The organism is Desulfosporosinus paludis, assembly GCF_045689965.1.
Classification (GTDB): domain Bacteria; phylum Bacillota; class Desulfitobacteriia; order Desulfitobacteriales; family Desulfitobacteriaceae; genus Desulfosporosinus; species Desulfosporosinus paludis.
In genome coordinates this window covers 3,035,674-3,056,222 of the sequence record NZ_CP144211.1, presented here as the reverse complement: position 1 = coordinate 3,056,222, position 20,549 = coordinate 3,035,674, and the positions used below count along the sequence as shown (strand labels likewise).

Below are 20,549 nucleotides of genomic sequence, written 5' to 3'. Positions count from 1 at the left end.
AAATCGCCTTACGACCCCACTTGTTCTTGACCTTGGACGTTCTGCCGAGCTTCCCACTTCTCTAAACCAAACATTAGCAACGTGCAAAAGAACGTTGAAACTCCGATCAGTCTCCAGCCGCAGTCAATACTGATATACGTTAAAATATATCCCATACCTACAGGCCCTAAAGTATCTCCTAAACGAAAAACCATCGGAACTAAAGAATTCATCCTCCCGCGATGAGAAATAGGAGTATGACTGACTACAAAGGGAGTCACACTAATGGCTAAAATAATTTCACCAAGCGTATAGATAAAGGCACATAGAAAGACTAATACTAAAGCATGGGTGACACCCAACATCCCAAAACCTACGGCATAAAAGATCCCCCGCAGACCATCCGGCGCATATTACTGATTTGTTCTGTGATTTTCAGAATGATTGGCGTAAACAGCATCACAACAAGGCCGTTAAAGGCTGCAATATAGCCAAAGTATTCCGCCCCGGCACCCGGAAAGTTCTGTATGGTCTGCATTGGAAGCATGAATGACCACTGGGCATACGCAAAATTATAACCCATCATAATAATGCTGGAATAGAGGAGAATCGGTCGTTTCAGCAGAACCGCCAATATTGATCCCTCTTCACGCTTCTCCAGCCTTGAAGGTTCCGTAACAGCCAGTTTCGTTTTCCAAAGAGTCTCAGGAATAAAGTATCCTATTAGCGTTAAGGCAATAAGCGCAGTCAGTGCGTCCCCGATAAAGAGCAGGGGCAAATGGTTTCTGTATAAAATCCCTCCCATAATCGGGCCAATTGAAAAGCCAATGTTCCAGCCCATATAGGAAAGGGCGTAAGCCCCATTTCTGGTTTGCGGTGTCGATAGATCTGCGATAAGTGCGTCATGAGCAGGCCCTGCTGTGACCATACATGCTCCTGCAATCATTAGAACATACGCCATTGATAACGAGGGCTTCATCAAACCAGCAGTAATATAAAAAACTATGGCCAAGCCGTCAAACAACATGATTACTTTTTTTCTTCCGATGGTGTCCGCTAATTTCCCACCAATTAAGGCTGCAGGCACATTTAAGAGGCCGGAAATGCTGATGTAAAGCCCCGTCATTTGTTTTGACAAACCTATATTCTGTGTCAAAATAATCGTCAGCAGAGGCATCACAAAACATCCGAGGGCGTTAATGATTCGCGCCACAAAAATCACATAAATCTCTTTAGGCATCCCCCGATAAGGGCTTAACCAAATCTTCCAACTGAACACTCTAAAACTCCTCTCCCAAGCAACAAAAAAAGCCACTCCCCTCCCTTGCCGCTCCAAAGGGCAGGAGGTTCCATGGCTTTAAACTCCCTTACAAAATAAAAAGTCACGGAATCTTACGACCCGTGACTTGATTCATCAAAACTAATTAGTCAAGTTCTCCCACAAAGGCCGCACTATAAAGCAGACAACTACAATAACCTCTTAACTCTTTCATAATTAAACGACCTCCTTTCAGACTGAAACTGTTATTAAGTATAGACGTGTTCAGTACACTCTGTCAATACTTACCTTAATTATAAATTTGAAGGAAAAAATTCTTATTTATCGAATAATGGATCTTGCTGGAAGGCAAAGAAATACACTTAACAAAATGATATCAAAGGGGTCAAAAAACCATGCGCAAAACAAATGCGGCACGCATTCTCGATCAAATGAAATTATCTTATGAACTTAAAGAATATCCAGTGGACGAGTCGGATTTATCCGCCGTTTCTGTCGCCCAAAAAGTTGGACTACCCATCGAACAAGTGTATAAAACATTAGTCGCCCGCGGCGACAAAACGGGGGTCCTGGTAGCATGCATACAAGGTGATCACGAACTTCATCTTAAAGGTCTGGCGACTTTAAGCGGAAATAAGAAAGTAGAGGTTGTACCTCTTAAAGAAGTCCAACCTCTTACGGGCTATATTCGGGGAGGGGTATCCCCACTTGGAATAAAAAAATCCTACCCGACCTATATTGACTCAGCGATAAATCATCAAGAAAAGATCTCCATTAGTGCTGGCTTACGGGGACTTCAGATTTTCTTACATCCTTCCGATTTGATTTCTGCCACCAATGCTCAGGTAGGCGATATTTCAAGCCCCTGAAGATAATTTATCGCTTTGCTTTTTTCCTATTGCTTAGGAAGTTCAAAGGAACTCTTCAAGGATACAATCCGATTAAAAACAGGCTGATCGGAAGTAGTATAGAGCGGATCAACATTGAAATAGCCATGTCTGAAGAATTGGTATTTATCTTGCGGCTTGGCTGTTTTCAAAGTTGGTTCTACAAAACCGTGAGAAATCTCCAGAGTATTGGGATTGATATGATCCATGAAAGAGGTACCATCGTCTGTTTCATCATCGTCTAAAATTAAAGGTTCATATAATCGAAATTCTGCGGGAAGAGCTTGACGAGCATCTACCCAGTGAATGGTCCCTTTAACTTTTCTGCCCGTAAATCCTGTACCACTCTTGGTTTCCGGGTCGTAGGTACAGTGCAGCTCAATCACTTTGCCCGACTCATCTTTAACAATTTCGTTGCATTTAATAAAATAAGCATTTTTCAACCGCACTTCATTCCCTAGGTAGAGACGATGATACTTCGGTGGCGGATTCTCTGCAAAATCGTCTTGCTCAATATATACTTCACGGGAAAAGGGAATCTTCCGTGTACCCATTTCCGGATTTTCCGAATTGTTTTCAGCCTCCAGCATCTCGACCTGATCATCCGGGTAATTAGTGATAACTACTTTCAACGGTTTTAAGACAGCCATGGTACGTGGCGCTTTAAGTTTCAAATCTTCTCGAATAAAATGTTCCAACATCTTAGTATCAACCACACTGTCCGCCTTGGCCACCCCAATTTCTCGGGCGAAACTGCGCATCGCCTCAGGGGTATACCCTCTTCTCCGAAGTCCGGATATCGTAGGCATTCGTGGGTCATCCCAGCCATCCACTACTTTATCTTCGACAAGTTGCTTGAGCTTACGCTTGCTCATAACGGTATTTGTCATATTCAAACGGGCAAATTCATATTGCTGCGGTACATTTTTCATTTCACATTCCCGCACAACCCAATCATACAAAGGACGATGATCCGCAAATTCCAAAGTACAAATTGAATGAGTAACGCCCTCGATGGCATCTTCCAAAGGATGCGCAAAATCATACATAGGATAAATACACCATTTATCTCCTGTATTATGATGGGAGGCATGAGCAATCCTGTAGAGAACAGGGTCCCGCAAATTGATGTTCGGAGAAGCCATATCAATTCTGGCTCGTAAAACTTTCTCCCCATCCTTAAATTCTCCACGCCGCATACATTCAAACAGCTCTAGATTTTCTTCAATCGAGCGATCGCGGCAAGGACTTGGCCGCCCCGGTTCCGTCAAAGACCCGCGTGTTCTTCTAATTTCCTCAGCCGTCAAATCACAGACATAAGCTTTTCCCTTTTGAATTAATAACACTGCACGGCTATACATTTCTTCAAAATAGTCCGAAGCAAAGAACAACTCGTCCCATTCATACCCCAACCATTGTACATCCTCTTTAATCGATTCAACGTATTCGGTATCTTCTTTTATGGGATTCGTATCATCAAAACGCAGATGGGTTTTGCCTTTGAACTCATCGGCTAATTCAAAATTAAGGATGATAGATTTAGCATGCCCTATATGTAAATAGCCGTTGGGCTCAGGTGGAAAGCGGGTAACAATATGATCGACCTTACCAGATTTCAGATCTTCGAGGAGTATATTCCTCAGAAAATTGGAGGAGGGTTTATGTTCCATCAATGATCAACCTTTCTCGTTAATATGATCCTGCTTTTGCCGATTTATCCTTGTCCTACATAATACCGTATACATGGCCAGAGTTCAACTTCCTGCGCAATACTCTAACGACAATATCCAGAAAACTTGGCTGGCTCCCATAGACACTATCTTCGCACTTGTAAGCCTTGGCTAAAACGGCTGCCTTAGTTACTGGTTGTACTGATACTACAAAAAGCATGTGGCGTATATTATACTTTCGATCCGTATAAAGAAAGCTCGGCTTGCGCCGAGCCTCAGCAAGAGCGGAAGCTGTTGTTTTTTATTGCGACTTAATCTCTGTCAGAGTGACCGACATATCTGTTGTCTTATTGTTCCGAAATACTGTCACCGACACCTTATCACCCGGATTAAATTTAAACAGCTCGTGGGTCAATTCCAAAGAGCTTTTAACCTCTTTGCCATTGATTTTTGTGATTACATCCCCGGCTATAATACCGGCACGTTCGGCAGGTCCGCCCAAAGTAACTTTGGAGACATAGGCCCCAGTCGGCCATCCTCTTTGGCTCGCATACTCCGCAGTATAGCGCGGATCAATTTGAACGTTCAGACCTGCATGGCTTGCGTATCCTTTCTCGATTAATTGCTTAATCGTCGGCAAAGCATCTGAAATAGGTATGGCAAAGCCCATCCCTTCAAACCCTGGCTCTTGATTTTTAGCCGAATTAATGCCAATGACTTGGCCTTGATAGTTCACAAGCGGCCCCCCGCTGTTGCCTGGATTAATGGCTGCATCGGTTTGAATGAGGTTAAAACTCGATTCCCCCGGAAGATCTAAGACTCGATTCGTGGCTGAAACCACGCCAGCCGTCACAGAGCGGGCAAATTCCTGACCCCCAGGATTTCCAATGGCTACCACAGATTCACCAACTTGAAGTTTCGTCGAATCCCCTTCTTGGGTTGCCGTTAAATTCGAGGTATCAGCTATCTGAACCACCGCTAAGTCTGTACGGTCATCGGCACCTACCAACTTGGCAGTGATATTGCGTCCATCTGCCAAACTAACAACGATTTTTTCCGCACCCGTAACGACATGATTGTTAGTGACAATATAGCCGTGTTGGGCATCGACAATGAAGCCCGAACCACTACCTGCTTCTGTAAGGCCACCTCCGCCAAACAAGGAACCCTGGGATTGGAAGTTAGCAATCCCAACGACTGCTGAGCCAACTGTTTTGGCGATCTGAACTACAGGAAAATTTGTAGTCCCCTCTGTTTTAATCGTAGGGGTTGTCCCCTGCCCATTTAAAATAACCTGATTCGTCGGTCCAACTTGTTTATTGCCATATATGGAAGGAATTAAGGCTACTGCTATGACCCCGCCCAACACAGCGCTGATCAAGGCAATAACTGTCATTGAGAGAAGGCCCGGTCCTTTTCTCGAGTGATTATTTTGGTCGTCATAATAACTCATGCGCACCCTCCTTAGGTTTTATTATTCCCTTAAAATAATCAGTTCATGCGGTGTATGCCGAGGGGCAACATGAACCTTCACCTCGGGCACCTTTCAGGGACACTCGATTCGCTCAAGATATGCAGCACCGTCGACAAGGCTATTTCCGGGGTATTGTTTTCCTCACTTAAATGGGCCAACACAACCCGCTGGGTATTTTCCTGAATCCACTCTGTTAGCCCTTGGGCCAGCTGCGAGTTTTCCAAATGTCCGTAATGTCCGCTGATCCGCCGCTTTAAATATGCCGGATATGGGCCATTATGTAACCGTTCCTCGTCGTAATTCGCTTCGACTACGAGGCCATCACACCCTTTCAAATGCTGGTGCATCTCTTCTGTGATTCTTCCGCTGTCGGTGGCTATGCCAACAACGAGATGACCCCTGTCCTTTTTTTGAGGCCTCACAATCTTCAAACCGTAACTTTCTCGGCTGTCATGGGAAGTCGGATAGAGCAAAATATCGAGCCCGGCGCATGAAAAGGAGGTGTTTACTTCGATACGCTGCTGCTCAGCGAGCTTCCCTAAAGAATGACTCATAGCTTTCCATAAACCGGTTGTAGCATAGATCGGAATCTTTAACTTTCGAGCAAGAACACCCACTCCCCGAATATGATCAATGTGCTCATGAGTAACGACAATTCCTTCAATCTCCGAGCCTTCTATGTTTAACTGAGAAAGATTCGATAACAAACTCTTGCCGCTGATCCCACAATCCACCAGCAAATGTCTGTGGCCTTCACCGACAAGAATGGCATTTCCGGAACTTCCGCTCGCCAACGTTGTAAAATGCAATGAAATCGTCTCCTCCGTTCCGGTGATTTACTTCCCTGTAGGTGCAGGGGTTGATGCTCCGTTTTTCAGCGCTGGATTCGGGTTTGAAGCCCCACCTCCGGACGAATTAGTACCTCCCTTAAGTTGACTTTGAGCCTGGCTGATAAAAGCTTTGATCTGATCTTGTTCAGTACCTGGCTGAGCTAAATTCTGAGCTTTCTGCCACTGGGCAATAGCCCCTGGCAGATCTTGTTTCACATTAGCAAGGAATATCCCATAATTGACTAACCCGTTAAGAAAATCCGGCTTAATCGTTAATGCTTCAACGTATGTTTTTTCGGCAAGATCATTTTGCCCGCTCTTAAACGCAGCAGTTGCCATGTCTACCATTACATTTGGATCCTTATTCACTTTCAAGACGTTCTGATAAGCCTCAACAGCATGTTTATAGTTCTCCGCAGACTCTGAAGGCGCTACTGTTTCTGCTTCAAGGCCAGCGTCATAATATTCATTCCCAAGGTCCGTTTGTAAAGCGACATTGCCCGTATCCGTCTTCGCCTGCTCAGCAAGGGTCGCCAGGCGAGTTTTCTTGGCCTGATAATCAGCAAGAGTGTTTGTATTTGTCGCTGAATTTTGATTAGGAGCAGGTATACCGCTGCCGCCGAAAAACACAGCAAACCCTGAGCCTACCATAGCAATCGCTATAAGAACCACAAGAATCATTGCAAAAACACGGTGTTGACGTTTCCTCAACACATCGCCCCCTTGGCCATATTATTCCAGCTTTATTGTACCATGCCTGCTCAATCCGTCCAACCCATACCCTAATCTAAATACCATTTTCTGAGTTGGCAATACGTCTCGTAATACGACGTACTTTCCCCAACATCAGAACCTTTACCGACAATCAACTGATTAACCCCAAAGCCATCCGTGGTTGCGCCTTCCGGCAAGACCACTGTTTCAGGATGGATATCTTCTGACAGAACAACCGAAGCTGCAAGCTGCCCATTCTTCGTCTCTACAATGACCCGATCTCCGGAGTTAAGGCGAAATTTCCCGGCTAAATCCGGGTGGAGAAACACGACAAACCCATCGACTTGATGAAATTGAGAATGCAACGTATTCCCCGGATGAGGGGTAATAAGGTGCCAAGGAAACTCTGTCTTGTCTTCTGAAGACCCCGTCGAGACATAGGTTGCGACAGAATCTCCAAGCTCTCTTTGGGCAAGTTTCGAAGAAAGCTCAATTTTGCCGCTGGGTGTTTTAAACTCCTTGTTTTCCCAAGCCACTTTAGGGATGTAGGGTGCAGAAATCGGTCCTTGGGCCAGCTGATCAAGGGTAATACCATAGGCTGCAGTCAACGGCTCAATGACAAATTCGATCCACTCTTTTGAGGTGTATGGAAAATCCTTCTCCAGACCAAGACGCTTAGCCAGCTCAGTAAAGATCACCGGTTCCGATTGGGCTTCTCCCTGGGATTCAATAACTTTCTGAGCATAATGAATCAGAGGATTCCAAGAGGTTCTCATTAATTCCTCTTCTTCAAATATCGTCGCTACCGGCAAGACTAAATCCGACTGCCTTGCTGTTTCTGTCATCACCGTATCCAGAACCACTTTAAAAGGTATTTGTCGCCAAACCTCTCTCCAAAGCTGAGAATTCGGCTGTTGTACCAGTGGATTCGACCGAGTCACAACCGCGAGTTTAATGGCAGGGTCCGCCTTCAGCAGTTCTTCCGCAAGAACAGGATGGGGATAGGTCCTCGCCTGATATCGGTCCGGCGAGAGCTGCACCGAATTCATTTTTCCGTGATGATACTGATGGGCATAATGCACACCCGCACCTGTCCAGCCAACATTCCCACTTATCCCTGCCAAGGCGTCAATCGCCCGGACCGTGTTTCCTCCGTTCACATAGCGTTGAAGCCCATAGCCTAAGATGAACGCCGCCGGACGAGCGTGACTTATACGTCTCGCTAGTTCGTGCATTTGAGTGACGCTGACTCCTGTTATTGCTTCCACGTTCTCTGGGGAAAATTCCTTGGCTCTCCTGGCAAACTCTTCAAACCCATGAACATAATTTTGAATAAAGAGAGTGTCCTGCCAACGCTCGCTTAGGATAATATGACTCAACCCTAAGGCCAGAGCTGCATCCGTTCCAGGACGCACCTGATAAAAATCATCAGCGAAGTCCACACTTTTGACACGAACTGGATTTATGACAATCAAACGGGCTCCTCGCTTCTTAGCCGTTAATAAATAAGGCATTAAGTGGACATTGGTAACTGCCGGATCCCTCCCCCATAATACGAGAGTCCGCGCATCCTCCAGGTCCTCATACGAGCTCGAATAAACCCCGCCAAAATCCAACTCCTGTGCCCGGTAACCAGCTCCCCAGCACATACTCCCCCGAGGTTCCGTGACCCCTCCCAAAGCCTGAAAAAATCGCCGGTCTAATTCCCGCAGGACTCCATTGTTTCCATAATCATAATGATGGAAGATCCCCCAAGATCCCACATTGGACACGGTTTCTTCGATTTTCTCACTGAAGAGCGCGTAGGCCTGATCCCAACTTATTCTTTTCCACCCTTTTTCTTGTTTTAAGAGGGGAAATCTCAATCGGTCGGCAGAAAAGACGCGTTTCGCCAAAGCCTGTCCTTTAGAACAGATGAACCCCTTTGTAATGCTATTCAAGGGGTCCCCCTTTACGCGGAGACCACCTTCTGTTACCTCTACCATGAAAGCGCATCCATCTGGGCAGTTTAAGGGACATGCAGAACGTACAATCGTCATATTCTTCCTCCTAACACCTGCTAAAGACTCAACGAAAACCTATATCCAACGAGCTTATCCGCTCTAAATAGTTATAACATTTTAACCATGGATATTCCTGGCCGAAACACTGTTATGCTGAGAAAATACCCTTTCTCTAACCTTAACAACGAACGTCTGGAAGAGTCATCCCCTCAGCATTTTGCTGAATTTCTTTAATCTTAACGTAAAGAGCCACTTCAAGGCGTTTTCTTTGCAGCTCGCATCCCAGAGTGTAAACCTCAGTAAGCTTCTGGGTAAAGGCTGCGTTAGCGGCATGACAGCCTCCGCTGCAGGCAAAACGCGCCCAGCACTCCTGACATGCTGATTTAGAATAAATATTTGCGGCACGGAACTCCTGAACCACATCTGGCTTTAGATATAACGGGTCTTGATCATACAGCGAACCAAGTTTGTAGTTCTCCTGTCCTACAAATTGATGACAGGGGTAGAGATCTCCCTCCGGAGAAATGGCAACATACTCGTGGCCCGCTCCGCATCCCGAAAGTCTTTTAAGAAGGCAAGGTCCCTTATCCAGGGCAACGTTGAAATGAAAGAAATTAAAACCCCGTCCCTGCGAACGGCGCTTGATGAGCTCCTCCCCTAAACGATCATAGGCCTCGCGAATATTCTCTAAATCCCCATCTTGGAAAGCATAGGGATCTTCCGGTTCTGCCACCACAGGTTCAACAGAAATCTGATTAATCCCTAAATCCGCCATGTGTAAAACATCGCGATCAAAGTCTAAATTAAAATGGGTATAAGTACCCCGTACATAATAATAGGTCCCCAAAGCATAGGCCGAACTTTCTGGTCTTAAAGCGGTAAACTGCTGGATTCTCGGAAGAATTTCTGCATAACTTCCTCGGCCATCCGCATGCGGACGCATTCGATCATGGACCTCCGGACGCCCATCTAAACTCAGAACCACACTAATCTCCTCTTGTTCGAGGAAATTTTGAATTTCTTCATTCAATAAAACACCATTCGTTGTCAATGTGAACTTAATGGTTTTACCCACGGCAGCCGCGGCATTTCGGCCGTATTCGACCAAAGCCTTAACCACATCAAAATTTATCAGCGGTTCGCCTCCGAAGAAATCCACTTCACAATGGTTTCTATGTCCGGAAGCCTTTAAGACAAAGTCTATACCCCTTTTTCCTGTCTCTAAATCCATCAGAGTCCTGCTGCCCCCAAAAGCCCCTGTCCCGGCAAAGCAATATTCACAACGTAAATTACAGTCATGAGCCACGTGCAGGCAAATTGCTTTTACAATCGGTTTCTCGGGGTAAGCTAAGTTGACCCGGCCTGTCTCCTTGGAAAAAATCGTTCCCTCTTGACGGAGTTCTTCTAGCTCTTCTAAGATCTCTGGTACCAGTCCGTTAAGGTCTTGTTTACCGATAAGACAGAGAGCTTCCTCTAATTTTTCCAGCGAAGGCTGACCTTCCTTTATATCAAGACTCTGAATAGCTCTTAAGACCTCAAATGTTCCTTCATCCAGCACGTGTACCGAGCCCGAATTAACATCATAGGCAATAAATAAATCGCCTTGATGAAAAAAGTGAACATTTTTTTTTAAACTATACCCCTCTAGCTCCCCAAAATTAAACATTGACGTCCTCGCTCTCATTTTTTAGTATTCTAAATAAATAGAACAGAACCCAGCCCGTAAAAGGATTGGGTTCTGAGATCATGTACAAACTTAGACCTAATGTTATTTAACACACACTTGGTTACCAACAGTGCATGATGTTTTACATGCAGATTGGCAAGAGGTCTGACAATTTCCACAGCCTCCCGTTTTAACAGTTGAACTTAGGTTTGCTTTCACAATCGTCTGAATGTGTTTTGCCATTCAAACACCCTCCTCTCGAGACTTACGTCATTAATTCCTTCACGATTATATCATAAGGACAAGAGAAAAGGCAAAAGTTAAGAAAACACTGATTAGACAAACGCAGGTCGCTAAATCATCAAGTATCTTCGAGGAATTACAAGCAATCGTGATTAATCGATGGAGATCAAGCGAATAATTAATTTCTAGGCAAAAATGTTGACGAATTTGATAGATTATACATATAATGAAGTAGACAATAAATCTCCGTTAGGTGAGGCTCCTGCATAAACATAAGCCACTGCCCAGAAATGTCGAGAGACGCCAATTGGGTAGAACAGGTATTACCGGCATAAGGTTTTACTTAATGTGGCTGAGATAACTCTACGCTATGCAGTGCTAAAACTCAACGAGAAGGGAGGGCCAAGCGTTTTCACTATGACCTTCTATTTTGTAGAGGTCTTTTTATTATATTCCAATACGGCTCATGGAATCTTTATCTTTGGGAAATTTAAGGAGGTGGTTTTATGGGTTCTGGCCCCTATCATTTATGCAATTATAGTTTTCATAATACCGGCAGGAGTCCTTTTGCCATAGGCGCCAGACTCCGCCACTAAAAGGAGGGCAGTCAAATGAACGATCTGAAAGTATTGGGTGAGTTTTACTTCAGCCAACTATCCAATAAGCCAATCTGGGATGCCCAAGGACACCGCATCGGTCGACTATATGACCTCGCGATGCGCTGGGACAACGCCTCGCCACTGGTTACAGGCATTCGTTATGCCAAAGAAATCCCTGCCCTTATCCCAATCGAATGGGTCGTATCCTGGGATAAAGAAGGTCTGCGTTTAAATATTACCTTTGATCCGCAAAAGACCTGTCCCTTGCATGATGACGAGACCTTTATTGGAAAATGGCTATTAGATAAACAAATCATCGATCTTGAAGGCTCAAGGTTAGTACGAGTCAACGACATTTCACTCTCTTGGGTATCTCGTGAAGACCATCAATACATTGTTTTAGTCGCCGTTGACATCGGAGTTCGAGGACTCTTCCGTCGCTTAGGGGTTGAATTTTTACTCAGTCGTATTGAAAATAACTTTGTCGGCTGTCAATATATTAAACCTCTGGAAAACAGGACATCCTCTCTCCAACTGACCCGAGAAAAAGAACAACTCCGCCAACTTCACCCTGCAGACATCGCTGACCTTATAGAGGATATGGACTACAGACAAAGAGCGCATTTCCTCGAATCTCTTGATTCTCAGCAAACCATCGATGCTCTGGTCGAAATGGAATTAGATGCCCAAGTCGAAATGATTACTCAAATGGATGAAGTACGGGCTTCAGACATTCTCGAGGAAATGCCTGCTGACGAGGCCGCCGATATTTTAAGCGTGTTGTCTACAGAGAAATCCGAAGAACTTCTTCGTCTTATGGAATCCGATGATGCTGAAGATGTTCGTGAACTGATGCAATATGAAGACGATACTGCAGGCTCGCTTATGACCACAGAATACATCGGTTTACCCATCTGGCTCACAGCGGAGCAAGCCATCGACGAATTGAGACGCTTGGCACCTGAAGCAGAAACGATTTACTATCTTTATGTCGTCGATGAACAAGAAACCCTCGAAGGTGTGCTTTCTCTCCGAGAACTTATTATTGCCTCACCAGATACTCCTCTCAGGAACCTTATGCATAAGAAGATTGTCAAAATCTCCCCTTATGATGATCACGAAAAAGTTGCTGAGATCATCCACAAATACGGGCTTCTTGCGGTCCCAGTCGTCAATGATCTGGATCAAGTCTTAGGTATTATTACGGTGGATGATGTTCTCGAGTTATTAATGCCCGACCGTCCGCGTGCTGAGATCCATTCCACCCTAATCGCCCGCCGACGCTTGGCCAAAGGGGGGCATAATGAATGAATCGCAGAGAACGAATTGGACTGTTTCTAGCTGTAATGGGTCCAGGGATTGTTACAGCCTTTGCCGACAATGATGCCGGCGGAATTGCCACTTATGCCGCTGCCGGGGCCAAATACGGCTACTCCCTTATCTTCACTATGCTGATTAGTACGATTCTTTTAGCGATTGCCCAAGAAATTTCTGCTCGCACAGGTGCTGTTACGGGACGAGGACTATCGGACTTAATCCGTGAACACTACGGAGTGAAATGGGCATTTTTTGCCATGAGTGTTCTACTCATTGCCAATTTAGGAACAACTGCTTCGGAATTCTCGGGAATTGCCACAAGTTTTGAAATCTTTGGCGTGAGCAAATACATCTCTGTCCCCGTAATGGGTGCCATCATCTGGTGGTTGGTCATTAAAACGGATTATGGAAAGATCGAGAAGATATTCCTTCTCCTTTGTCTGACATTTTTTAGTTATGTTATCTCCGGAGTCATGGTCAACCCTCCCTGGCACCGGGTTTTAATAGAATCCATTACCCCTTCCTTCTCCGGAACCCCAGCCTTTTTGATGATGGCTATCGGGGTAATTGGTACTACGATAACTCCTTGGGGGCAATTTTATGTTCAGGCATCCGTAGTTGATAAGGGAATCATGGCTAAAGACTATCGTTATACCCGCTGGGATGTATTAATAGGATCGTTCTTCACAGGTTTTATCGCATTCTTCATTATTGTAGCCACAGCAGCAACCCTCTACGTCAATAAGATCCCTATTGAAACAGCTAAAGACGTAGCACTGGCTTTGAAACCGTTAGCCGGAGAATATGCAACCTTCTTGTTTGGCTTTGGCCTTCTTGGGGCATCGATGCTGGCTGCCTTTGTTCTTCCCTTAAGTACGGCTTACGCCGTCTGCGAGGCCTTTGGTTTTGAACACGGCATCAGCAAATCTTATAAAGAGGCCCCTATGTTTTTCGGCCTCTATACCGTTCTTATCGTCTTAGGGGCTGCGATTGTCTTATGGCCTAACTTATCTCTCTATCATGTCATGTTGACCACTCAAGTTGTGAACGGCGTACTATTGCCTCCGATCCTCATCTTTATGGTCCTCATTGCCAGTAAGAAAAGCATTATGGGAGACTTTGTCAATACTAAGTTCTTCAATGTTGTCTCTTGGGCATTCACGTTCATTTTAATCATACTAACCCTGCTGTTACTTCTCTCGACCGTATTTCCCGATCTGGTTAGTATGATCTTTAGAACGATTGGCCTAGTTTAATGTAACTATCTAAACTCTCAACTTTATTAAAGGAACTTAATATTTAGCAATAAAACAAGGAGCCTTTCAAAAAGATGAAAGACTCCTTGTTTCAACTATGTAAAAACTAAAGGTGAATTATGTCAAATTTCTATGGGGGAATCAACACTACTTCGTTCAAATCTTACGAAGCTAAAGTTCCTGATTCCGTCATTGAATAAAACTCATTGAGTAATCTGTCTAAATTTTGACTCATATCCACAATTTCGGGATCGGTCAAACTCTTGCATTTTGCAGAATCATTTAGTTTTCGGCGAGCATCTTCAATTAAAAACATTAGGGAATCCATTTTGACAATTGCACCTCTTTTTCTTATTAAAAAGCGTGGAAAAGACTATCCATTTCCCACACCAACCCTCCGATGGTATATTTTAGTATATATTGTTTAAAAATGCAAGACTGAAATCTCGTATTTATATTAGCGCTTCTCCTTAAGATAGCCTAAAGCAGATGATAAGATCCTGATTAATTCCTTGCTGTCGTGCTCCCCAAGAAAGTTCGTTAGCCCTTTTAAGAATTCAAAATGTTCCATCCTCATATGTTCGATAATCTCTTTGCCTTTTTCTGTTGCCCTAACAAGTACAACACGCCCATCAGTGGGATCGGCAAGACGCTCTATGTATCCCCCTTCTTCTAAGGAATTAATGGTATGAGTGACTCCTGCAGGCGTAATTTGAAGCTGGGCACTCAAGTCAGAAACCTTTATTCCTTTAGAATCAGAATGGGCATATTGAATGATAGTGTTAAGCAAAGTAAATTCGCTGGGCCTTATGGCTTGAGAACACCTTACTTGTCCACCAAATCTCTTAAATTGGACCATGGCACGGTCTAATTCGCGTACAACAGCTTCTATTTCATCGGATTTCATGGTTACCACCTAATTCTTAAACGATCTAATATTTAGTTAATAAATTATCTTATAAGGAATTGCATTTGTCAAGGATGTCAAGACATCCTTGACGCCCAATTAAAAAAGCCTTCAGTTTTTACAATCGTGAAAAACGAGAAGGCCAATTCAGAAAGCAATCGCTTTGTTTTAACGTTGTTCTTCAGTTGAGAATTTACGCTTGTTCAAGGACAGCGATTTCCGCTGCATTAATCCAGTCCTGAGTCAAAAATTCCCGACCTTTGATGACAACCTTTTCCTCATATACCTCTACGACTAAACCCGGAGCTGAATTCTTAATAAGATTTCTGTTTTTATCAATAGGATAGGCCAGTGATGAACTATTAAAAATTGCAAAGTTAGCTTGGCTCACCATATTTTTATAATCTATTTCATAATGAGTGTGCCCGTTGAATAGAATGACCTCAGGGTGTTGTGACAATATATCATTTAACCTTTGCCATTGAAGTACATAACCCCGCTGTAATCCGCCTAATGTCATATAAGGCATTGGTTGATGGAGAAAGACGAAAATAGGCTTATAAGGTTTTTTATTTTTATTAAGAACCTCCTCCAGCCAGTTAAATTGAGTCTCCGATAAAAAAGCGAAATCCATATAATTCCTGTCGCTCATCCGTGATTTTTCAGTGCCCAAAAAAATAAAGTGATAATCGTTTACCCACGTATCTCCATAGACTTTTCTCTCTCAGCCAGTGTTAGAAAACGTTTAATGGCTAAAGCATCGGTCTGCCCATTAGGAAAAGTATCTGGTGACCAAGACCCATTCTTATAAAAGCCTCCATAAAATTCATGGTTCCCAATTGTCCAATAGATTGGATAATTAATGTCTAACGTATGACTAGCCAACTCATTATTAAGAATATGATAATCCCTCGACTGGCCATCTCCCAAATCCCCTACAACTACCATTGCATCGGGTTTGGAATTGAAATTATCCTTTAGTAATGCGGTGAAATTTCTTATAGCATTTAATCGGGCTATGTGGATATCGCTGACAACAACGAACGATAACTTTGCTTTTTGGTTTTTTGTCCATGGCTGCTCTAAGGTTCTAATTGATCTCGAAATTGCTGCTTTCGGCAACATTACGTTCCATGATAGTAACGACCCAAACCCCAACCCCGCTAAACATTTTAAAAAGGTCCTTCTTGTTGGCATACCCCCAACTCCTCACTACCTTACTTAACGTAATTTCGATTGAACCAAGCAAGCAGTGGAACTTGTCTATTTATTAATTGTCTAACTAGAATAGTTTATCATAATTTTCTATACAGCGTTACAACCTTTATTTGGATAGATTTGTGTCATGTATCCCAATTAATCAATTGATTAACTCATTCTTATTTCCTAAAAACTCCTCTTCAAAATTTAGTAAAAAAGCTTCTTACTTATTAAATGCTTATTATGTGCTTACTATGTTAATTCATAAACGTTAATTAATAATGCTTGCCCTTTCCAAACTGTGATATGAATATGTTTTTGTAGCACCGCTCGCCTGTCGTTCATAAACTACACTAAGGTGGTGAAACGACAGTGTGGTTGAGTTGTCCTAATTGTCAGAGCATGGATCATTTAAGCAAGTGGATCCAATATACGGCTGAAATTCTAAAAATAAATATTATTCCGGCCGCAAATAGTCCTGTTTATGTCTGCCCAAATTGCTTAAACACATCGATAAGCGCAAACCTACGGCGTATTGAGCATTAATTGGTCTTAGTGATTAACTTTCAGGACTATATAGTTCCTCCCTTGGACTCGACGAGATACTTATCTAAACATCAAAATTATTCCCCGTCTCCCTTTAAAAAGGGTTGGAATTATCCACGAAAAAGAAAGCAAGTCTTAAACAAGTTTCAGCAGCTATAAGAATTTAAAATACTCATTATCCTAATAAATAAGAATTTTTATAGCAAAGAGGTTTAATAAGCAGTTTTACAATTACAAGGATATCTAGTTCTTCCAAGAAACGCAAACCCCACTGATGTAAATTGTCAGTGGGTACTTTTTCTCGTTATGTTCAAAATAACTAACAAGTTCTTCTCTAAGCTTATCATTAAAATTAGCAAGCTGATATGAAATCGCGAAAAGCTCTGAAAGGGTATTTATCGCTATTTCGGTCGGAAACTAGATTTGCTTCATTAAGTATAATAGATCTACTGAAAGTCCGGCATAATTGACGTTTAGAAATCTTGTAATTGCAAAGACTAAATATAAATTGACTTTCAAAGGAGAGAACATCATGTTTTTACTAGACAAGGTTAACCCATCAAGTTCTCCAAGAAAAAGTAGTCCAGCTCCGTCTCCAGTGAACCCGCCCAAACCTAAGTAATATTTTGTGTTAAGCAGGACGGCTCTCTGTCCTGCTTTCGCTTTAAATAGGGGGGTGGATTGAAAACACCGAAACCTCGCCTTATACGAAAAAGGACCTCCGTTTTTTTAAGTAAAAAACGTGGGGTCCATGATATTTCATATGGATCGGACGACAAAAATCTACACACGATCCTCAGCTTAGGAATCAATACCTATAGTTTACAGGCTTTTTGTTAACCTTCTATCCTTTTCTTCACGAGCTTCTTTCATTTAGTAACTGGATATATTCACCTATATTTTCATGTCATTTCTCTCATGGTTTCAGTATTTCTTGCAGTCAAAATGATATATCTTCATGCCCCATATTAAACGAGATCAGTACCAGTTCAGCAGGCCCTGCTTAGGCGCTGTTTTCGTCGAATCGCCAAATAGTCTAGTACCCGCTCAGGTGAGGTATTTAGAATCTGTTGTTCTGAAATACCCGCCTCATGGATCAGATCAAGGGCATCACTGAACTCCCCGACTCGATCCCAAAAATGAGCATCACTACCCAAAATAACCGGGCTTTTGTACTTCGCCATGTAATTAGCAAAGTAATGACAATTCGCCCTCGCACCATCTTTCCCTTCTATCGTCGACAGTGAACTGTTATTTACCTCAACAGGGATATTTAACTGTGCCGATTTGTAGGCAATCCGCTCAAGATCCAGCCGGAAATCCGGTCGTCCTGGATGAACCATCATATCGGTATATGGATTTTCCATGGCCTTGATATAAGCTTGAGTATTTTGCTCCGATGTCCCTCCAGGATAGCAATATACATGAAGTCCAACGAGTACAACTTTCATCTGAGCCAGATAACTAAAAGGAACATCCAATTCTCCCTCATAGTTGATAATATTAGCTTCAACTCCCGGTAAAATTTTTACCCCAAATATTTCTTCAGGAATAATCGATAAGTTTCCCAAGTGGTAAAGATGAGGAGCGCCCGGCATACTTGGACCATGATCAGTCATTCCCAGTAATTTAAGACCTTTACGTGAAGCGGCCAGCGCATTTTCCGTAATCGTGCTATAAGCATGACCGCTTGATATTGTATGGGTATGCAAATCAACCAGTAACTCCATTTGAATCGCCCCTTTGTTGATTCAGATTTTTATTAAAGAAAGATATAAATTTTTGAACCTCAATAATAGTATAGTTGTTATCTGTAAATTACCCATTATAACAAGGTAAAATTTTGATTAAATTTATTTTGTTTATTTGTAACAGCTGGCAACTCCTAAGTGCATTTAAAGGCTTAGAGCGGTTGCTCGGTTAGGTAATATCATTCTTAAATCGGTCAATTAATTCCCTTTTCTTATAAAAACTCTGGTTGTCGTCAAACGGAGCTGATTAAGTTATAGCAGCAAAATCAAAAGGCACCGCAAACCCTTGCGGTGCCTACTATTTCATATGGAGCGGACGACGAGATTCGAACTCGCGATCCTCGGCTTGGGAAGCCAATGCGAGGTCGTGAAACCACGAACCCTTGGTAAATCAGGGTTTTTGACTATTCAATGGCCGTCAAGACACTCGGCCTATCCTTCTCTTAAAAACATTATAACATTTCACGTTCTAAACTCAATATTCGAAGTGAAAACTTATAAAATTTCCTCTAACAAAGCCAGACATTACATTAGGGAACGTCCTACTAAATTGACACCCTGACCCTTCATCGTAGGTCCAGAAGGCAGGATGCTAGCGGCACTTAGGCAGCTGGAGCGAAATTATCTTCGTTAACTATTTTGGTCCACCATACTTGTTTATAACTTGAATGCAAAAGAGTTCCAACCAATAGTTAATTGAAACTCTTTTACGCTTAGACGAATCGGAAACCAATTCCTCTAATATGTAACTAAATGGCGGTCTGGAAACCAATCCCCCAAAATTATCTTAATTGATTTGTCTGTATAATAGACCATTTTGATACAAATGTCAATACTTTCTTATAAGGAGTAAGCTGGGCGGCCTGGAAACCAAGCCCCCCGCTACCCCTTGGAGCTCCTAATAGTAATCTACTCAATAACCTGAGGAATTATTCCTTGCGGTTTAGGATTATCTACCCAGAGACGCACTTTCTTTGTTATCGGGACCTTTTTAAATCCCCAATTCCTGAAATCATGATTCTGATCCTTAACATAAATTTTATCTTTGATTGCCTTAAAAATTTTATTATCTTGTCCGTAATTAATATGCTTAGGTTTTGCTTCTATTAGTCCAAGTCTTACACGATTTAGAGGATTACACAGTATGTCTGCAATTTCAAGCCCATACTTGTATTGAGGGTTAACTTTATCAGAAAAAATAAAGCCCTTTAGCTTATCCTTATAATTCTCAAAATTTAAATGTACTGTTCCATGATTGAAAATATCAAAGAAAGCCTTTTGAATTAAGAAGTTATTATAATCATCCCTTGCCTCTAAAACAATTTTAGCTGTTACTACGTCCGGCGAACTTAGGAAAGAATAAAAGGATTTCATAATGTGAGCAAACGCGACTTCATAAGCATCTTTATGTGTTGCGAAATAATTCTCTAGCTTAGGTTTATCAACTGTTACTGAGATAATCTGAAAATCTAAGCTTGCCAGGAATTGTGGCAAATCATCCCAAAACTTCTTTAAGTGTTCGGGTGTAACCCCATCTGCGACCCTATATGGTTCTTTAACATTAGCGATTTTCGTTAGATGAAGAGGAATGTCTTTTCTACCAAAGCATGAACTCTTAAATGCCTCAATAGAAGGACCTAATTGATTGATTAAAAATCGATTGTCAAAAATAATTCCCGTTACCGAAAATGGCTTATCACGTTCAGTCGAAGTACCTGTTTCATCTATAAACATAGTATATTTTGGCAACTCTCGTCCCCACCCTCAAACTTCACATCATAAGTATAATACTCTTAAGCAAATTTTGACAAGTGTCTTGCAAATATTCTTTCTTTTGAGATACAGCCGTAATTATACCTTACCCTCGTTGAATGTAACACAACCCTATTCTTAGACCACATCGATAAAGCCCCTGGCCATGCCTTATTTGCCAGTCGGAAAGACTCCAAGCCAATTACCCGCCAACAAGCATACCGAATCTTAAATGATGCAGCCAGGTCCATCGGCATTAAGGAGAAAATCGGTACTCACTCTCTCCGTAAAACCTTTGGTTACCATGCGTTCCAGGCAGGCGTGGATATTACTCGGATTCAGAAATTGCTCAATCATTCCTCTCCCAGCGTTACCCTAGCTTACATTGGTATTACCCAGGATGAATTGGATGATGTTTATTTGAATTTGAACCTTTAGCTCTGTAGGTTCTAGCGTTAGGACAATCACCAAAATCT

Annotated in this window: 17 protein-coding genes, 2 pseudogenes and 1 riboswitch; of the genes and pseudogenes, 4 read left to right on the top strand and 15 right to left on the bottom strand. The window is 42.7% G+C overall.

Translation table 11 applies throughout. The features are described from left to right. Positions 1–8: 8 nt before the first annotated feature. On the bottom strand, positions 9–344 hold the full coding sequence (locus VZF35_RS15380; RefSeq protein ID WP_407306177.1) for an MFS transporter: 336 nt from the start codon (positions 342–344) through the stop codon (positions 9–11). Between the two features lie 8 nt (positions 345–352). Next, complete coding sequence (locus VZF35_RS15375) at positions 353–1,258, bottom strand: MFS transporter (protein ID WP_407306175.1); 906 nt, start codon at positions 1,256–1,258, stop codon at positions 353–355. A 395-nt stretch (positions 1,259–1,653) separates the two neighbouring features. Here VZF35_RS15375 and ybaK point away from each other — a divergent pair, with 395 nt between their 5' ends. Beyond that, on the top strand, positions 1,654–2,127 hold the full coding sequence (ybaK, locus tag VZF35_RS15370) for a Cys-tRNA(Pro) deacylase (protein WP_407306173.1): 474 nt from the start codon (positions 1,654–1,656) through the stop codon (positions 2,125–2,127). A 26-nt stretch (positions 2,128–2,153) separates the two neighbouring features. On the opposite strand, the gene VZF35_RS15365 is transcribed toward ybaK, so the two are convergent. From VZF35_RS15365 to scfA, 7 genes and pseudogenes are all read right to left on the bottom strand, one after another. Continuing rightward, positions 2,154–3,815 carry a glutamine--tRNA ligase/YqeY domain fusion protein gene (locus VZF35_RS15365; protein ID WP_407306171.1) on the bottom strand — a complete coding sequence of 554 codons (1,662 nt, stop codon included), beginning with the start codon at positions 3,813–3,815 and terminating at the stop codon, positions 2,154–2,156. A gap of 301 nt (positions 3,816–4,116) precedes the next feature. Further along, a complete protein-coding gene (locus VZF35_RS15360; protein ID WP_407306169.1) occupies positions 4,117–5,268 on the bottom strand; it encodes a S1C family serine protease in 1,152 nt (383 codons plus the stop codon). Between the two features lie 21 nt (positions 5,269–5,289). Next, a pseudogene (locus VZF35_RS15355) lies at positions 5,290–6,098 on the bottom strand (MBL fold metallo-hydrolase). 27 nt (positions 6,099–6,125) lie between these two features. Further along, positions 6,126–6,833, bottom strand: a complete 708-nt coding sequence (locus VZF35_RS15350; protein ID WP_407306166.1) for a tetratricopeptide repeat protein — start codon at positions 6,831–6,833, stop codon at positions 6,126–6,128. 68 nt (positions 6,834–6,901) lie between these two features. Next, on the bottom strand, positions 6,902–8,872 hold the full coding sequence (locus VZF35_RS15345; protein WP_407306164.1) for a molybdopterin-dependent oxidoreductase: 1,971 nt from the start codon (positions 8,870–8,872) through the stop codon (positions 6,902–6,904). 142 nt (positions 8,873–9,014) lie between these two features. Beyond that, the gene (scfB, locus tag VZF35_RS15340; protein WP_407306162.1) at positions 9,015–10,502 is read right to left on the bottom strand and encodes a thioether cross-link-forming SCIFF peptide maturase; all 1,488 of its coding nucleotides are present in this window, start codon (positions 10,500–10,502) and stop codon (positions 9,015–9,017) included. 102 nt (positions 10,503–10,604) lie between these two features. Further along, positions 10,605–10,745 carry a six-cysteine ranthipeptide SCIFF gene (gene scfA / locus VZF35_RS15335; protein WP_407306160.1) on the bottom strand — a complete coding sequence of 47 codons (141 nt, stop codon included), beginning with the start codon at positions 10,743–10,745 and terminating at the stop codon, positions 10,605–10,607. 238 nt (positions 10,746–10,983) lie between these two features. Beyond that, positions 10,984–11,149: riboswitch (M-box (ykoK) riboswitch) on the top strand. Between the two features lie 207 nt (positions 11,150–11,356). On the opposite strand from scfA, the gene VZF35_RS15330 reads away from it, so the two are divergent. Then, complete coding sequence (locus VZF35_RS15330; RefSeq protein ID WP_407306158.1) at positions 11,357–12,655, top strand: magnesium transporter; 1,299 nt, start codon at positions 11,357–11,359, stop codon at positions 12,653–12,655. Next, complete coding sequence (locus tag VZF35_RS15325; protein WP_407306156.1) at positions 12,652–13,917, top strand: Nramp family divalent metal transporter; 1,266 nt, start codon at positions 12,652–12,654, stop codon at positions 13,915–13,917. The genes VZF35_RS15330 and VZF35_RS15325 overlap by 4 nt, the downstream gene beginning before the upstream one ends. A gap of 163 nt (positions 13,918–14,080) precedes the next feature. Here VZF35_RS15325 and VZF35_RS15320 read toward each other — a convergent pair whose 3' ends face one another. The 6 genes from VZF35_RS15320 to VZF35_RS15295 form a co-directional block, all read right to left on the bottom strand. Continuing rightward, the gene (locus VZF35_RS15320) at positions 14,081–14,245 is read right to left on the bottom strand and encodes an aspartyl-phosphate phosphatase Spo0E family protein (protein WP_407306154.1); all 165 of its coding nucleotides are present in this window, start codon (positions 14,243–14,245) and stop codon (positions 14,081–14,083) included. Positions 14,246–14,374: 129 nt separating this feature from the next. Next, positions 14,375–14,824 carry a MarR family winged helix-turn-helix transcriptional regulator gene (locus tag VZF35_RS15315; RefSeq protein ID WP_407306152.1) on the bottom strand — a complete coding sequence of 150 codons (450 nt, stop codon included), beginning with the start codon at positions 14,822–14,824 and terminating at the stop codon, positions 14,375–14,377. Between the two features lie 193 nt (positions 14,825–15,017). After that, the gene (locus VZF35_RS15310; protein WP_407306150.1) at positions 15,018–15,458 is read right to left on the bottom strand and encodes a metallophosphoesterase family protein; all 441 of its coding nucleotides are present in this window, start codon (positions 15,456–15,458) and stop codon (positions 15,018–15,020) included. 59 nt (positions 15,459–15,517) lie between these two features. Then, positions 15,518–16,021, bottom strand: a complete 504-nt coding sequence (locus VZF35_RS15305) for a metallophosphoesterase family protein (protein ID WP_407306148.1) — start codon at positions 16,019–16,021, stop codon at positions 15,518–15,520. Positions 16,022–17,559: 1,538 nt separating this feature from the next. Continuing rightward, complete coding sequence (locus VZF35_RS15300) at positions 17,560–18,300, bottom strand: phosphatase (protein WP_407306146.1); 741 nt, start codon at positions 18,298–18,300, stop codon at positions 17,560–17,562. A gap of 930 nt (positions 18,301–19,230) precedes the next feature. After that, complete coding sequence (locus VZF35_RS15295) at positions 19,231–20,070, bottom strand: DUF3800 domain-containing protein (RefSeq protein ID WP_407306144.1); 840 nt, start codon at positions 20,068–20,070, stop codon at positions 19,231–19,233. Positions 20,071–20,244: 174 nt separating this feature from the next. On the opposite strand from VZF35_RS15295, the pseudogene VZF35_RS15290 reads away from it, so the two are divergent. Continuing rightward, positions 20,245–20,511 (top strand): annotated as a pseudogene (locus tag VZF35_RS15290) (tyrosine-type recombinase/integrase); the annotation flags it as partial. Positions 20,512–20,549 lie beyond the last annotated feature (38 nt).

What these genes read in the sequence shown, in the direction of transcription:
- VZF35_RS15380 (WP_407306177.1), bottom strand. Translation starts at nt 344, where the DNA reads ATGTTGGGTGTCACCCATGCTTTAGTATTAGTCTTTCTATGTGCCTTT.
- ybaK (WP_407306173.1), top strand. Translation starts at nt 1,654, where the DNA reads ATGCGCAAAACAAATGCGGCACGCATTCTCGATCAAATGAAATTATCT.
- VZF35_RS15365 (WP_407306171.1), bottom strand. Translation starts at nt 3,815, where the DNA reads ATGGAACATAAACCCTCCTCCAATTTTCTGAGGAATATACTCCTCGAA.
- VZF35_RS15360 (WP_407306169.1), bottom strand. Translation starts at nt 5,268, where the DNA reads ATGAGTTATTATGACGACCAAAATAATCACTCGAGAAAAGGACCGGGC.
- VZF35_RS15345 (WP_407306164.1), bottom strand. Translation starts at nt 8,872, where the DNA reads ATGACGATTGTACGTTCTGCATGTCCCTTAAACTGCCCAGATGGATGC.
- scfB (WP_407306162.1), bottom strand. Translation starts at nt 10,502, where the DNA reads ATGTTTAATTTTGGGGAGCTAGAGGGGTATAGTTTAAAAAAAAATGTT.
- scfA (WP_407306160.1), bottom strand. Translation starts at nt 10,745, where the DNA reads ATGGCAAAACACATTCAGACGATTGTGAAAGCAAACCTAAGTTCAACT.
- VZF35_RS15330 (WP_407306158.1), top strand. Translation starts at nt 11,357, where the DNA reads ATGAACGATCTGAAAGTATTGGGTGAGTTTTACTTCAGCCAACTATCC.
- VZF35_RS15325 (WP_407306156.1), top strand. Translation starts at nt 12,652, where the DNA reads ATGAATCGCAGAGAACGAATTGGACTGTTTCTAGCTGTAATGGGTCCA.
- VZF35_RS15320 (WP_407306154.1), bottom strand. Translation starts at nt 14,245, where the DNA reads ATGGATTCCCTAATGTTTTTAATTGAAGATGCTCGCCGAAAACTAAAT.
- VZF35_RS15315 (WP_407306152.1), bottom strand. Translation starts at nt 14,824, where the DNA reads ATGAAATCCGATGAAATAGAAGCTGTTGTACGCGAATTAGACCGTGCC.
- VZF35_RS15310 (WP_407306150.1), bottom strand. Translation starts at nt 15,458, where the DNA reads ATGGATTTCGCTTTTTTATCGGAGACTCAATTTAACTGGCTGGAGGAG.
- VZF35_RS15305 (WP_407306148.1), bottom strand. Translation starts at nt 16,021, where the DNA reads ATGCCAACAAGAAGGACCTTTTTAAAATGTTTAGCGGGGTTGGGGTTT.
- VZF35_RS15300 (WP_407306146.1), bottom strand. Translation starts at nt 18,300, where the DNA reads ATGGAGTTACTGGTTGATTTGCATACCCATACAATATCAAGCGGTCAT.